The 13169-nt window shown below is 66.0% G+C and carries 11 protein-coding genes; 3 read left to right on the forward strand and 8 right to left on the reverse strand.

All coding sequences use genetic code 11. The annotated features are described in order from the left end of the window. The first annotated feature begins 329 nt into the window (after positions 1-329). Positions 330-3191: a TonB-dependent receptor gene (locus tag ABR323_RS21090; RefSeq protein WP_135275095.1), complete on the forward strand. Its 2862-nt coding sequence runs from the start codon at positions 330-332 to the stop codon at positions 3189-3191. A 109-nt stretch (positions 3192-3300) separates the two neighbouring features. Here ABR323_RS21090 and fhuE read toward each other — a convergent pair whose 3' ends face one another. The 3 genes from fhuE to ABR323_RS21105 all read right to left on the reverse strand — a co-directional run bounded on the left by fhuE (position 3301) and on the right by ABR323_RS21105 (position 6729). Continuing rightward, the gene (gene fhuE, locus ABR323_RS21095; protein ID WP_439450708.1) at positions 3301-5445 is read right to left on the reverse strand and encodes a ferric-rhodotorulic acid/ferric-coprogen receptor FhuE; all 2145 of its coding nucleotides are present in this window, start codon (positions 5443-5445) and stop codon (positions 3301-3303) included. 172 nt (positions 5446-5617) lie between these two features. Next, the gene (locus ABR323_RS21100; RefSeq protein ID WP_439450709.1) at positions 5618-6169 is read right to left on the reverse strand and encodes a M23 family metallopeptidase; all 552 of its coding nucleotides are present in this window, start codon (positions 6167-6169) and stop codon (positions 5618-5620) included. 77 nt (positions 6170-6246) lie between these two features. Beyond that, positions 6247-6729, reverse strand: a complete 483-nt coding sequence (locus tag ABR323_RS21105) for an Lrp/AsnC family transcriptional regulator (protein WP_439450710.1) — start codon at positions 6727-6729, stop codon at positions 6247-6249. A gap of 72 nt (positions 6730-6801) precedes the next feature. Between ABR323_RS21105 and ABR323_RS21110 the strand changes: the two genes are divergently transcribed. Beyond that, positions 6802-7677: an EamA family transporter gene (locus ABR323_RS21110; RefSeq protein WP_135275091.1), complete on the forward strand. Its 876-nt coding sequence runs from the start codon at positions 6802-6804 to the stop codon at positions 7675-7677. A 114-nt stretch (positions 7678-7791) separates the two neighbouring features. Here ABR323_RS21110 and ABR323_RS21115 read toward each other — a convergent pair whose 3' ends face one another. The 4 genes from ABR323_RS21115 to ABR323_RS21130 all read right to left on the reverse strand — a co-directional run bounded on the left by ABR323_RS21115 (position 7792) and on the right by ABR323_RS21130 (position 11077). Further along, positions 7792-8529: an endonuclease/exonuclease/phosphatase family protein gene (locus tag ABR323_RS21115; RefSeq protein ID WP_206141100.1), complete on the reverse strand. Its 738-nt coding sequence runs from the start codon at positions 8527-8529 to the stop codon at positions 7792-7794. Positions 8530-8582: 53 nt separating this feature from the next. Further along, positions 8583-9413: a thiol:disulfide interchange protein DsbA/DsbL gene (locus ABR323_RS21120; RefSeq protein ID WP_439450711.1), complete on the reverse strand. Its 831-nt coding sequence runs from the start codon at positions 9411-9413 to the stop codon at positions 8583-8585. Positions 9414-9519: 106 nt separating this feature from the next. Then, entirely contained in the window at positions 9520-10170 is a 651-nt protein-coding gene (locus ABR323_RS21125) for a thiol:disulfide interchange protein DsbA/DsbL (protein ID WP_439450712.1), read from the reverse strand. Positions 10171-10276: 106 nt separating this feature from the next. Next, positions 10277-11077, reverse strand: a complete 801-nt coding sequence (locus ABR323_RS21130) for a c-type cytochrome (protein WP_439450713.1) — start codon at positions 11075-11077, stop codon at positions 10277-10279. A gap of 156 nt (positions 11078-11233) precedes the next feature. On the opposite strand from ABR323_RS21130, the gene yihA reads away from it, so the two are divergent. Then, the gene (yihA, locus tag ABR323_RS21135; RefSeq protein ID WP_135275086.1) at positions 11234-11836 is read left to right on the forward strand and encodes a ribosome biogenesis GTP-binding protein YihA/YsxC; all 603 of its coding nucleotides are present in this window, start codon (positions 11234-11236) and stop codon (positions 11834-11836) included. Positions 11837-11933: 97 nt separating this feature from the next. On the opposite strand, the gene ABR323_RS21140 is transcribed toward yihA, so the two are convergent. Beyond that, complete coding sequence (locus tag ABR323_RS21140) at positions 11934-12908, reverse strand: MBL fold metallo-hydrolase (RefSeq protein ID WP_439450714.1); 975 nt, start codon at positions 12906-12908, stop codon at positions 11934-11936. Positions 12909-13169: the final 261 nt, after the last annotated feature.

Consider the following 13169-nt stretch of genomic DNA (forward strand, 5'->3'; position numbering starts at 1 on the left):
TCTGCGCGGGGTCGATTTGCGGTGCCTTCTGAATGAAGGAATTTCAAACTATTCCTAGAACGGGCCCGCAAAGACCTTTTCCATGAATGCGGCAGCACCCGGCGCGCGCTGTCGCAGCCGGCATCAAGGCTGCCTGCTGTGAACAGTATCGTCCGGTCATAACCTGTAGCTATCTGACGCAATCGGCCCGCAATTGCGTCAATTTCGCGTGAAAGAGTGTCGATCATCACGCCGCGATTTTTACCACTTGTTTACAAAGGAGACGGCGCCGCCATGCAGGGAGGGAGTGCGGCAGCCCAAGTCCCGACATTCCTTTGGAGAGAGAGCGAATGAATCACCTGCACCACCGCCCTTTGGCGGTTGCCGTCGCGCTGTGCGTGATGACCCTGGCACCGTTGGGTGCCGCTGCACAATCCACCACCAATCTGGACGCGGTGGAAGTCACCGGTACCCGCATCAAGCGCGCTGAGGTGGAAGGCCAGGTGCCGATCCAGACGCTGACCCGCGGCGATATCGAACGCACCGGCCTGACCTCGATCGGCGAAGTGCTGCAGCAGCTCACCGGTTCCGGTTCGGCCCTCAACGCCAAGTTCAACTCGTCCGGCAACTTCGGCTTCCCGCCTGATGGCAGCGGTGTGGGCGCCGGCTCGGCACAGGTCGATCTGCGTCATCTGGGGGCCAAGCGTGTGCTGGTGCTGGTCGATGGCATCCGCTGGGTCAATGAGTCGTCCGCATCCGGCGTCGGCTCGGCCACCGACCTCAATACCATTCCGCTGGCCATCGTTGAACGCATCGAAGTGCTGGAGGATGGCGCGTCATCGCTGTACGGCTCCGACGCCATCGCCGGCGTGGTCAACATCATTACCCGCCGCGACTTCGATGGCGGCCAAGTGACGCTGAACTACGGTGAGTACAGCAAGGGCGACGGCACGCAGAAGGGCGTGGACCTGGCGTGGGGCAAGAGCGGCGACCGCTACAGCCTGTTCCTCGGCGCCAGCTGGACCAAGCAGGACCCGGTGTTCGCCAAGGATCGCGAGCAGTCGCGCTTTCCGATTCCGGGCACCGGCCTGGCATTCGGCAGCGGCGGCATTCCGCAGGGACGCTTTGCCTTCGTCGATCCGAACACCGGTGCGTCGCAGAACATCGTGCCCAATACCGGCGTGAGCAACCCGCGCTACGACGGCAGTGCCGGCTGCGCGCGCACCGATGACTATCACTGCTTCACCAGTGCTGATCGCTTCAACTTCGCCGAATACAACATGGTGCTGACGCCGTCGGAGCGTAAGGGCCTGTTCGGCCAGTTCCGCTTCGACATCACCGACAACGTGCAGTGGTATGTCAAGGCGCTGGGCAACCGCCGCGAGTCAACCAACCAGGCAGGTCCGGAGCCGCTGTTCTTCGGCCCCGATGGTGCCACCGGCAATCCGCTGGCCGACAACATCACCGTGTCCGCGCTCAATCCCTACAATCCGTTCGGCTTCGATCTGGTCTCCGGCGACAACTTGAGCCTGATCGGTCGCCGCCCGGTGGAAGGCGGCGCGCGCGTGTTCGAACAGAAGGTGGATACCACGTACTTCGCCACCGGTTTCGTCGGCAACTTCCAGGCGGCCAACCGCAGCTGGTACTGGGACGTCAACGGCATGTACAGCAAGAACAAGGCCGAACAGACCAACTACGGCAGCTACAACATCTACAACGTCAACATGGCGCTCGGCGATCCGGCAATCTGTGCGGCGACGCCGGGCTGCGTGCCGCTGAACATCTTCGGCGGCGTTGGTTCTATAACCCCGGACATGTTGAAGTGGATCCAGCCGGTGGTGCGTGACCGCAGCCAGAACGAACTGAGCCTGTTCACCGCCAACCTCTCCAGTGAACTGTTCACGCTGCCGGCCGGTCCGGTCTCGTTCGCCACCGGTTTCGAATACCGCAAGTACGAAGGTTCGTACCAGCCGGATCCGCTGACCGTGGCCGGCCATTACAACGGCGTGCCATCGCAGCCCACCTCGGGTTCCTATGACGTCAACGAGGCCTACCTGGAGTTGAGCGTGCCGATCTTCGCCGATTCGACCTTCGGCAAGAAGCTGGACCTGAGTCTGGCCGGCCGCTATTCGGATTACTCCACCTTCGGTGGTGAATTCACGCCCAAGTACGGCCTGCGCTGGCAGGTGACCGACGATTTCGTGCTGCGCACGACCTATGCCGAGGGCTTCCGCGCACCGTCGATCGGCGAACTGTATGGTTCGGCGGCGCGTGCCGACCTGCAGCTGTTCGATCCATGCTCGGTGGGCCTGGGCGGTACGCCGCCGCGAGGCAGTGCGGCCAACTGTGCTGCACTGGGGGTGCCGGCCGGTTTCCAGCAGGCCAACTCGCAGATCTCGGTGACCACCGGCGGCAACAGAGAGCTGGACCCGGAGCGGTCGCGCAGCTTCAGTGCAGGCTTCGTCTGGAGCCCGTGGTTCGGCAACAACACTTCGTGGTCGGAACGCTTTGACGTGGAAGTGACCTTCTATCGCCACGCCATCGATGGCGCGATCCAGGCGATCAATGCGCAGACCCAGCTGGACCTGTGCGTGGACACGCTGGACTCGATCTACTGCGATGGCATCACCCGTGCCAGCACCGGTGCGGTGAGCAGCTTCAACAACCGCCTGACCAACCTCGGCTCGATCAAGACCGACGGCTGGGACGTGGACCTGTTCTGGACGTTGCCGCAGTCCTCCATCGGCCAGTTCAAGCTGGGCTGGAAGAACACCTTCGTCGGCCGCTACGAAGCCACCGGCGCGGCCGGCCAGAAGCAGCCGCAGAAGCCGGGCGTGGAGGTGGCAGACAGCTCGATTCCGGAATGGACCAGCAATGCCAGCATCGGCTGGACACTGGACCGCTGGAGCGCCAACTGGACGGTGCGCCATATTTCCGAGCTGACCGAAAACTGCGGTGATGCAGCAGCGTTCCCGATCTGCAGCAACCAGGCCGCAGGTACCAACACGCTGTCGGCCACCACCTTCCACGACATGCAGGTGGGCTACAAGATCGACTGGATGAAGGGGCTGCAGCTGACTGCCGGCTTGAACAACGTGTTCGACAAGGATCCGCCGATCTGCCTGTCGTGCTCGTTGAACGGCTACGACGCCTCGACCTACGACATCCCGCGTGGCCGCTACTGGTACCTGCGCGCGGACCTGCGCTTCTGATGAAGGGGCGGCGCCGGGCTCAGCCCGGCGCCGTTGCAGGGTCGAGCCCTGTTCGACCGCCCTGTGTGATGGAGTCGGGCAAGGCTCGACTCTACAGACGCCGGTTGGATCAGAACGCCCAGGTGAACGTCAGCGAGCCATTGCGGCCGTCGCCGTAGGCACCGTAGCCGGTGATCTGCGAGTAGTACTTCTTGTCCAGCAGGTTGTTGAGGTTGGCCTGCACGCTGAACTCCGGCGAGATGCGGTAGCGCACGAAGGCACTGACCAGTGCATAGCCTTCCTGTTCGAAGCGACCGACCACCGGTGCGGCGTAGTAGATGCGGTTCTGCCAGTTGGCACCGCCACCGACGGTCAATTCCTGCAGCGACTGCGGGGTGTAGCTGGTGAACAGCTTCAACGCGGTCTGCGGCAGGTTGGTGTTGATGTCGGCGCCGTTGATGTCCTTGGCCACGTAGCGCGAAGCACCGAAAGTCGCGTTCCAGCCGGGTGCCAGTTCGCCATTCACTTCGAACTCGAAGCCACGGCTGACGGTACCGCGCGCAGCGATGTAGGCGGTCTCGTTCAACTGCCCGTCGACCTTGTCCATGGTCGCCTGGCCAACGTTGTCCTGCTCGATGCGGAACACCCCCACGGATGCATTCAGTCGGTTGTCGAACCACGCGCCCTTGACGCCCACTTCGTAGCTCTTGCCATCGACCGGATCGAGGTAGCGGCCCTGCTTGTTGCGCAGCGTCTGCGGCTGGAAGATCTCGGTATAGCTGGCGTAGGCGGAGTAGGTATCGTTGATGTCGTAGACCAGCCCGGCATACGGCGTGGTCACTTTGTGCGAGCGGTCGTTGCCTTCGTCTTCGCTCTTCCAGTCGGTGTAGCGCGCGCCGATGATCAGCTTCAGCGGATCGGCCAGCGACAGGCGCGCGGCGGCATAGCCGGCCTTCTGGGTGATGGTGCCCTGGCTGGCAAGCTTCAGCGGTCGCCAGTTCGGCTGCGGGAAATCACCGGTCCAGCCGAAGTAGCTGGCCAGGGGCAGGTACTGGGCATTGGGATCGGTGGAATCCGGCTGGAAGTCACCGTAGTTGGTGAATTCGCGCTTGTTGTAGCTCAGGCCGGCCATGAACTGGTGTTCGCGGCCGAACAGCTGGAATGGGCCGTCGATGTAGCCATCGATGCCATCAACCTTGCGCTCGGTGTTGTAGAAGCCGGCCATCGGCGTGATGCCGGCGCCTGTGGTCTTGTTGAACGCGGTGTAGGCCGGATAGAACAGCTTGTCGTCGGCCTTGGTGCGGTCATGCGTGGCGCCGATCTTGAACTTCCAGCCGTTGCTGAAGGCATGTTGCAGGGTGGCGAACGCACGCTTGCTGGTGGTGTCCCAGTAGGTCCAGTCCGGCGACGGATTGAACGAGGTCGGGTAGTTGGTCGGGCTGCCGTCGGCGTACCACATCGGGAAGCCGCCCCAGGTCGCGCCGTTGGCGCGCTTCTGCTGGTAGTCGTAACCCACGCTCAGCTGCGTATCCGGGGTCAGGTCGGCATCGATGACGGCATAGCCCAGTGTCTTGCGCTGGTTGTAGCGGTCCATCTGGCCATCGGTGTCCAGGTAGCTGCCGATCACGCGGCCGCGCACGCTGCCACTGGCGTTCAGTGCGCGTCCCACGTCCACGGTGGTGCGGGTGCGCCCCCAGCTGCCGACGTTCACCGAAACACTGCCGGTCAGCTCGGCGCTGTCGGCATGCTTGCGCACCAGGTTCACCGACGCCGACGGATTGCCGGCGCCGCTGAGCAGGCCGGTGGCGCCGCGTACTACTTCAACGCGGTCGTACAGCGCCAGGTCCAGACCGGAATCGCCGTAGCTCCAGTTCTGCACCATCTGCGTCGGCAGGCCATCGAACTGGTAGGCATCGATGTAGAAGCCACGGGCATAGAACTCGGTGCGCTCACTGTCGGACTGGGTGCTGGTCACGCCGGTGGTGTTGGCCAGCACGTCGATGATGTCGTCCAGCTTCTGATCTTCGATGCGCTGGTGGCTGATGATGCTGATTGACTGCGGGATCTCGCGGGGTGCCAGGTCGAAGCGGGTACCGGCCGAGGTGCGGCGCACCGAGTAGCCTTCGGCGCGTTCGCCCTTGACGACGACCTTGTCCAGCGTGGTCGGGTCGGCGGCGGTGTCGGCGAAGGCGGCCGGAGCCACGGCACAGAGAACAGCAAGCACGGCAACGGACAGCCGCTGCGGCTGCAGGGTACGGAAGGCGGGACGGGTCATGGGAGTCCTGGACAAGCACGCGCGTTTGGCCGTCATCCAGGAGGCGATGCGCTACGGGTGGGGGAAGGGCGGGCAGGCCGTCCTGGCACCACCGGAATCGAAAGAAATGGTAATACGAACTATTCCCATTTACAAATCATGAACAGATCGGTGCGCGGGTGCGCAATGGCGGTCAGCGCAGCAGCGGCAACGGGTCGCGGGGGCCGTTCGAGCCGTAGATGCCCCAGTGCAGGTGGGGAGGCGTGCCCTTGGCATTGCCGCTGTCGCCGACATGCCCAAGCAGGTCGCCGGCCTGGACCACCTGGCCACGCGCCAGACCGTCGGCCCAGTCCTCCAGATGCGCGTAGTAGTAGCGTTCCCGTCCGGGCCCGATCACCCACACCTGGCGGCCGCCGAGGCCGCGATCGCTGACATCCGCGATGACGCCGGCAGTGACGCTGCGTACTGGCGTGCCGCGCTTGGCGAAGATGTCGATGCCGGCGTGGGAGCGGTCACGGCCACGCGGCGCACCGAAGGTATCGGCAATCTGGCGCGGTCGGATGCCGTCCACCGGCACCGGCAGCTGCGTGGCCGGAGGCATCCGCGCGAGGGTCCACATCATCTTCGGTGCGGCGGCCCAGGGGCTGTTCCACAACGCCATCATCGCAACGACGGCAATGGTCAGGCATAGGCCGCGCAGGAACCAGCGGCGCAGGCGGTGGGCAGGGGAGGACGGTGTACTCATGGTTTCGAAGTGTAGAGTCGAGCCATGCTCGACTGCTTCAGCTTTGCGGTCAAAAGGCAGTCGAGCATGGCTCGACGCTACAGAACCGCCAGCAGCGGCACCTCGAAATTCCGCTTCAGCGTGCCCAGTGCCACCGAGGTGCGGAAGCGTTCGATGTTGTCATCGCCGCCGAACAACCGCTCGGTGATCGCTTCGTACTCCTCCATCGACGCCGCCGAAAGCAGCAGCAGGAAATCGCCGTCGCCGGTGATCGAGTAGCACTGCTGCACGGCAGGGTCGTCCTGCACGCGGTGCTTGAACGGCGCCACGCGTTCGCGCTGCTCGCTGACCACGCGCACCTCGACGATGATGGTCAACGGCCGTCCCACCTTGGCCGCGGCGACCACCGCCACATTCGCTGCAATCACGCCGCTGTCCTGCAGGCGCTTGATGCGGCGCTGCACGGCCGGGGTAGACAGGTGTACGGCCTCGGCGATTTCGCGCTGTGGCAGGGTGTTGTCCCGCTGCAGCAGGTCGAGGATGGCGCGGTCGAAGCTGTCGAGCACGGGGGCGGTGGCCATGGCGAGTAGAAGTTGCACGAACGGGCTGTCAATTGAGCCAAGTGCTCGGCGCCGGCGCAATAGACTTTGCCCATGCAGACCTCACGACTTGCGCCGATGTTGCCGGCGCTGGCGGTGCTTGGCTCGGTCACCTCGCTGGCCATCGGCACCTCCTACGCAAAACACCTGTTCCCGCTGATCGGCGCGCAGGGCACCAGCGCGCTGCGCGTGGGCTTTTCGGCGCTGTTGCTGCTGCTGTTCTGGCGGCCGTGGCGCTGGAAGACCAGCCGCGTGGATGCGATCACCATCCTGCGCTACGGGCTCACCCTGGGCCTGATGAACCTGCTGTTCTACATGGCCCTGCGCACCATTCCCTTCGGCATTGCGGTGGCCATCGAGTTCACCGGGCCGCTGACGGTGGCAATGCTGTCGTCACGACGACCGATCGATTTTGTCTGGGTGGGCTGCGCGGTGGTGGGGTTGTTGCTGCTGCTGCCGCTGGGTGGCGGCCCGGCGCTGGACCCGGCCGGCGTGATGTATGCGATGGGCGCAGCGGCGTGCTGGGGCCTGTACATCGTGTTCGGCAAGCGTGCCGGTCATCTGCACGCCGGGCATTCGGTCTCGCTGGGCCTGCTGGCCGCGTCGCTGGTGGTGGTGCCGGTGGGCGTGGTGCATGCCGGCGCCGCGCTGCTGGACCCGAAGATCCTGGCAGCCGGCCTGTTGGTGGCGCTGGTGTCCAGCGCGATTCCGATGTCGCTGGAGATGATGGCGCTCAAGCGCCTGCCGAAGGAGACGTTCGGCATCCTGATCAGCATGGAACCGGCGGTGGCCGCGCTGTGGGCGATGCTGCTGCTGCACGAGCACCTGCACGGGTTGCAGTGGCTGGCGATCGGCTGCACGGTGCTGGCCTCGGTGGGAAGCACGATGACCGCGCGGCGCCTGAAGGTGCCGGTGGTGCAGGCCGGGTAGCGCCGGGCCATGCGCGGCGGAGAGCGTGCGGACCAACGGTCCGCACCCACCAGAGCGGCTGTCCGCACCCACCAGAGCAGCGTGCCAACCAAGGTTGACACCTACCAGGAGCGTTCAGCGCAGGGCGTCGGCCGGGACGTCGATCGCCATTGCCAGCGCGAGGTGGTCGGAGAACGCGGCCGGTACGGCTTCCACGGTGCGGGTCTGCAGGCCGCTGCTGACCAGGATGTGGTCGATGGCACGGTCGGGGCGCCAGCTGGGGAAGGTCGGCACGATGCAGCCCGGGGGCTGCAGCCGGGTCTTCTGGTACAGCACCTGCATTTCCGGCCGCTCGGCCAGGCAGTTGAAGTCGCCCATCAGCACGGCGTTGGGGTGGTCAGACAGCAGCTCGGCGATGAAACCCAGCTGCGACATCCGCGAGCCGGCACCCAGTGACAGATGGGCCACCGCCACCGCCAGACCTTCCTCACCCTCACCAAACTTGGCCAGCAGCACGCCGCGCCCGCCGATGCGGCCGGGCAGGGCGTGGTCCTGCACTTCCACCGGTTCCAGCTTGCTCAGCAGGCCATTGGCGCTGGACGCAACCCCGCCCATGCGCCGGTTCGGCTGGTGGCTCCAGTAGTTGAAGCCGGCGCGCTGGGCCAGGTAGTGGGTCTGGTTGGTGAAGCCCGAGCGCAGGCTGCCCGGGTCGGCCTCCTGCAGGCCGACGATGTCGTGTTCGCGTGCCAGAGTGGCGATCGCGTCAAGACTGCTGCGCTTGCGACCCGCCGGCAGCGCATGTGACCAGCTGCGGGTCACATAGTCACTGTAGCGGCGGGTACTTGAGCCGGCCTGGATGTTGGCCGTCAGCAAGCGCAGGGTCCGTGTACGGGGGGAATTCACGGCCAGGAAACGCTTCTCTTGGATCAGTGAGCCTGGGCCGCACCGCGCTCGCGGGCGATCAGGTGGTCGGCAATGCGCAGCATGTCCGGGAAGCTCTTGCCCTTCACCAGGTACTTGCCGTTGACGATGATCGACGGGGTGCCGGTGATCTGGCTGCGCTGGGCGAACTGCTTGGCCGAGTTGGTCTTGGCATTCACCGCGAAGCTGCCCATGGTGGCGGCGAACTGCTTCGGATCCACGCCGTAGGCACCGTAGAACTTGGCGATGTCGTCAACCGAATCGGTGCCGCGCTCGCCCTTCAGGGTCTTCTGCGAATGGATGGCAGCGTACAGGGCTTCGTGGGTCTTCTCCTGCACGCCCAGGGTCTGCGCGGCGTAGAAGGCGCGGGCGTAGTTGTCCCAGGTGCCGCCGAACATGGCCGGCACGTAGACGAAGTTCACGTCGCTCGGCAGGCCGGCCTTCCACGGGCCGACCAGCGGCTGGAACGCGGCGCAGGCCGGGCACACATAGCCGAAGATCTCGGTCACTTCGATCTTGCCGGCGGCCGGCTGGAACGGCTGGCCGTTCGTGATCACCTGGTAGTCGGCGCCTTCCACCGGAGCCGGGCCGGTCAGCGCGGCGGTGGTCGGTGCCGGTGCGGCGGCCGGTGCAGCTTCAGCGGGAGCCTTCTCGCCTTCGGAGGTGGCCGGGGCAGCACCCTCGGCGCCAGCCGCCGGAGCGGCAGGCTCGGTGGTGGTCGGGGCGGTCGCCGGCTCGGCCGGGGCGGCGGTGGTGTTGGTGCTGCCGTCGTCGGCCTTGCAGGCGGCCAGGATCGGCAGCAGCGCTGCGAGGGCGAGGGCGTAACGGATCTTCATGGAAACGTCTCCAGCATCTGGAAAGGTGGGGCCGGCAACCGGTGCCGGCCAGAGGGAAATGATGACATGCGGCGGCGACAGCGCCGTGTCGATGGTGTGTATTGGTTCAGCGGCCGCGAGCGGCGCGGGCCTGGGCGATCAGCGCCGAAGCGATGCGCAGCTGGTCATCGAAACTGTTGCCACGCACCAGGTACTGGCCGTTGATGATGATGGCCGGGGTGCCCGGAATCCTGGTGCGCTGGGCAAAGGCGCGGGCGGCGTCGACCTTCTTCTGCACGGCATCACCACGCAGGGCCAGCAGGTAGCGGTCCGGGGTCACGCCATAGGCCTTGTAGAAGTTGGCGAGCTCATCGGCCGAAACGTTCTGCATCGGCAGCGTGCCTTCCTGGTGCAGGGCCTTGAAGACCGCCGCATGGCTGCGCTTGGCCACGCCCACCTGCTCGGCGGCGTAGTAGGCCAGGGCCCAGGCGTCCCAGGCGCCACCGAAGGCGGCCGGGACCGGCGTGAAGCGCACGTCGGCCGGCAGCTTGGCCGCCCAGGCTTCCAGCTGCGGTTCGAAATGAGCGCAGTGCGGGCAGGTGTAGCCGAAGATCTCGACCACTTCGATCTTGCCGGCCAGCGGCTGGAACGGACCCGGCTGGGCGATGCGCTCGTAGTCTTTGCCTTCCACCAGCGGCGCGTTGGCAGGGGCGGCGGCGCTGACTGCCAGCGGCAGCAGGACCAGCAGGGACAACAGCAGGCGGGAAATCAACCTCATCGACACGCATCTCCGTTGAAAAAAGCAACGCCGGCGCAGTCGCCGGCGTGAAGGAAACATACCGCAGGCGCGGGCCGTGGTGGCGGCCCGGGCCGACCAATGGTGGTCAGGGGGCGGCGACCGGTTGTGCCGGCGCAGGCGCGGCAGCCACGTCATCGGCCTTGTTGTGCAGGCCCTGCAGGTAGCTCGAGAGCGCCTGCACCTCCTGCTCGCTCAGTTTCTGCGCGACGGTGGCCATGATCTGGAAGTGCGCCTTGTCGGTCTCATGGGTCTGCCCGGCCTGGTATTCCTGCAGGCGCCGCGCGACATAGCTGGCGTGCTGGCCACCGAGATGCGGATAGGCCGGACCGGGATTGCCGGCGCCGCTGGGGCCGTGGCAGGCCATGCAGGCGGGCAGGCCGCGCTTGGCATCGCCGCCGCGGTACAGCTGCTGGCCGATCTCGTAGAACTTCATGCCCTTGTAGGGGCCTTCGGTGACCGCCGTGTCGTCGGCGATGCCGGCGGTGGCCTTCTGGGTGGCGAAGAACGCACCGATATCGCGCATGTCCTGCGGGGTGAGGTTCTGCACGAACGGTACCATCGCCACCGCCGCACCGGAGCTGCGCTGGCCATTGGCGATCAGGGCCATCTGCTGGGCCACATAGCGCTCGCTCTGGCCGGCGATGGACGGGTACATCTCCACCGTGGAATTGCCGTCGACGCCATGGCAGGCCGCGCAGGCCGATGCCTTGGTCTGGCCGGCCTTGGCATCGCCCCAGTGGGTCTTGCTGAAGTCCACCTCCAGCGAGGCGGTGTTGATCGGCCCGTTGTCGGGCAGCGGGGTCAACGTGGTCTGCGCGAACGCAGCAGCGGTAACGACTACAGCAGTGGCAAGGGCGGATACGGCAAGAACGCGAGCGTGGCGCATGCTAAAGCTCCGTATGGACCGGGCCGGGCGGTGGCCGCCGGCATCGCCCGGATTATCAACGGCGTTTCCGCGCACGGTCAACGCAGCAGTGCAGCAAAATGCCCGCAAAGGCCGCCGGCACGGGCGCGCGGCGCCGCAACATGCGATCCTATAGGCATGTCATTGCTCATCGAACGCGCCCAATACCACCTCTCTGCCCACAATATGGGGCAGCTGCCGCCCGATGAAGGGGCCGAAGTGGCCTTTGCTGGTCGCTCCAACGCCGGCAAGTCCAGCGCGCTCAACGCGCTGACCCGGCAGAACAGCCTGGCCCGGGTCTCCAAGACGCCTGGCCGCACCCAGCAGCTGGTGTTCTTCCAGATCACCCCGGACGCCCATCTGGTCGATCTGCCCGGTTACGGTTACGCCAAGGTGCCGCTGGATCTGCAGGCGCACTGGCAGGCCTTCATCGACAGGTATTTCCGCACCCGCGAAGCCTTGAAGGGCCTGGTGGTGGTGATGGACATCCGTCACCCGCTGAAGGATTACGACCGGCAGATGCTGTCCTACGCCGTGCAGCGTGGCCTGCCGGCACACGCACTGCTGACCAAGGCCGACAAGCTCAGCCGCAGCCAGCAGATGCAGTCCTTGCAGAAGGTGCGCAAGGAGCTGCATTCGGCCTATGGCGACAGCGTCAGCGTGCAGGTGTTCTCCGGCGAGGACCGCACCGGCGTGGAAGAAGCCCGCGGCGTGGTCGGCGGCTGGCTGGGCCTGGAATAACGCGCTCCGGTCGCCCGGCTGGCAGCCGGGCGCTATCGATCTGCCTGCTGGTAGTGCCGGCCGCTGGCCGGCAACCTCACCGACCGTGGTCGGCACCTCATTTCAACGGCGAATACTCCGCCGGCACCCACGCATAGGCGTTTCCCTCGCTACGCACATGGCCCAGGCCCGGGAACGGCAGGTGCGCACCGGCCACCCACCAACCGTTGGCGGTGGCCTGCTGCAGCAGGCCGCGACGGCTGGCGATGGCTGCCTTGCGGTCCGAATCGGCCTCGAACGCCGCTTCCGGGTGCGCGAACTGCACCGCGTGGAAGTGCAGCACATCGCCCCATACCAGCAGTGATTGGCCCTGGCTGTCGAACCGGTAGGAGACATGGCCAGGGGTGTGACCATGGGTATCCATCGCTACCGCACCGCCGGGCAGGGTATCGCCCGGGCTGAAGGTGTGCAGGTGGCCACTGGCCTGGTACGGCGCCACCGCGTTGCGCGCCAGCGGGAAGGCGAAACGCACGCCCTTCGGCGCGGTGGCCTCGCTGGCCGGGTTGAGCCAGTAGTCGGCATCGGCCTTGGACAGCCACACCGTGGCATTCGGGTAGGCCGGCTTGCCCTGTGCGTCCAGCACCCCACACAGGTGGTCCGGATGGGCATGGGTCAGCAGCACCTCGTCCACCTCGGCCGGGTCCACGCCAGAGGCGCGCAGGTTTCCCAGCACCTGGCCCAGGCCAGGACCAAAGCACTGCGCGGTGCCGGTATCGACCAGGGTCAGGTGGTTGCCCTGGCGGATCAGGAAGGCATTGATCGCGGTCTGCAAGCCCTTCTTGTCTTCCGGCACGTAGCGGCCTTCCAGCAGCCGGCTGACCAGCGTCGGTGGCACGTCCACCACTTCCTGCCGGCCGAGCGCGACCACACCGTCGAACAGGGCGGTGACCTGCAGGGCGCCGACGCGCTGGTGATAGATACCCGGTACCTGCTGGGTGGGGGCGGGCGAAGTGGCCTCGGCCAACGCGGCCAGCGGCAGGGATGACAGGGCCAGCAGCAGGGCGCCGCGCAGCGGCAGGGGACGCAGGGTCATGGTGGTTCTCGGTGGACGACGGGCGGTTCCGTTGCCGCATAGCGTGCCGTGGCCGACGTGTGCGCGGCGCTCAAACCACTACGCGGAATGCTCAGGGAAGGGGTGTTGTCTGCAGGGCTGCGCCCTGCACCCGCAGACGCAACGGCAACAGCCGAAGCAACAGCAACAGCCGAAGCAACAGCAACAGCCGAAGCAACAGCAACAGTGGGCTATCCGTGGGATGGCGGGGTGGGTCCGGTTGCGGGAGACGCCGTAAACCCT

The sequence above is a fragment of the Stenotrophomonas sp. ATs4 genome, assembly GCF_051861585.1.
GTDB classification, from domain to species: Bacteria; Pseudomonadota; Gammaproteobacteria; order Xanthomonadales; family Xanthomonadaceae; genus Stenotrophomonas; species Stenotrophomonas maltophilia_AS.

Excerpts from the sequence above, each read along its gene's own strand:
- ABR323_RS21090 (WP_135275095.1), top strand. The coding sequence starts at position 330 with ATGAATCACCTGCACCACCGCCCTTTGGCGGTTGCCGTCGCGCTGTGC.
- fhuE (WP_439450708.1), bottom strand. The coding sequence starts at position 5,445 with ATGACCCGTCCCGCCTTCCGTACCCTGCAGCCGCAGCGGCTGTCCGTT.
- ABR323_RS21100 (WP_439450709.1), bottom strand. The coding sequence starts at position 6,169 with ATGAGTACACCGTCCTCCCCTGCCCACCGCCTGCGCCGCTGGTTCCTG.
- ABR323_RS21105 (WP_439450710.1), bottom strand. The coding sequence starts at position 6,729 with ATGGCCACCGCCCCCGTGCTCGACAGCTTCGACCGCGCCATCCTCGAC.
- ABR323_RS21110 (WP_135275091.1), top strand. The coding sequence starts at position 6,802 with ATGCAGACCTCACGACTTGCGCCGATGTTGCCGGCGCTGGCGGTGCTT.
- ABR323_RS21120 (WP_439450711.1), bottom strand. The coding sequence starts at position 9,413 with ATGAAGATCCGTTACGCCCTCGCCCTCGCAGCGCTGCTGCCGATCCTG.
- ABR323_RS21125 (WP_439450712.1), bottom strand. The coding sequence starts at position 10,170 with ATGAGGTTGATTTCCCGCCTGCTGTTGTCCCTGCTGGTCCTGCTGCCG.
- ABR323_RS21130 (WP_439450713.1), bottom strand. The coding sequence starts at position 11,077 with ATGCGCCACGCTCGCGTTCTTGCCGTATCCGCCCTTGCCACTGCTGTA.
- yihA (WP_135275086.1), top strand. The coding sequence starts at position 11,234 with ATGTCATTGCTCATCGAACGCGCCCAATACCACCTCTCTGCCCACAAT.
- ABR323_RS21140 (WP_439450714.1), bottom strand. The coding sequence starts at position 12,908 with ATGACCCTGCGTCCCCTGCCGCTGCGCGGCGCCCTGCTGCTGGCCCTG.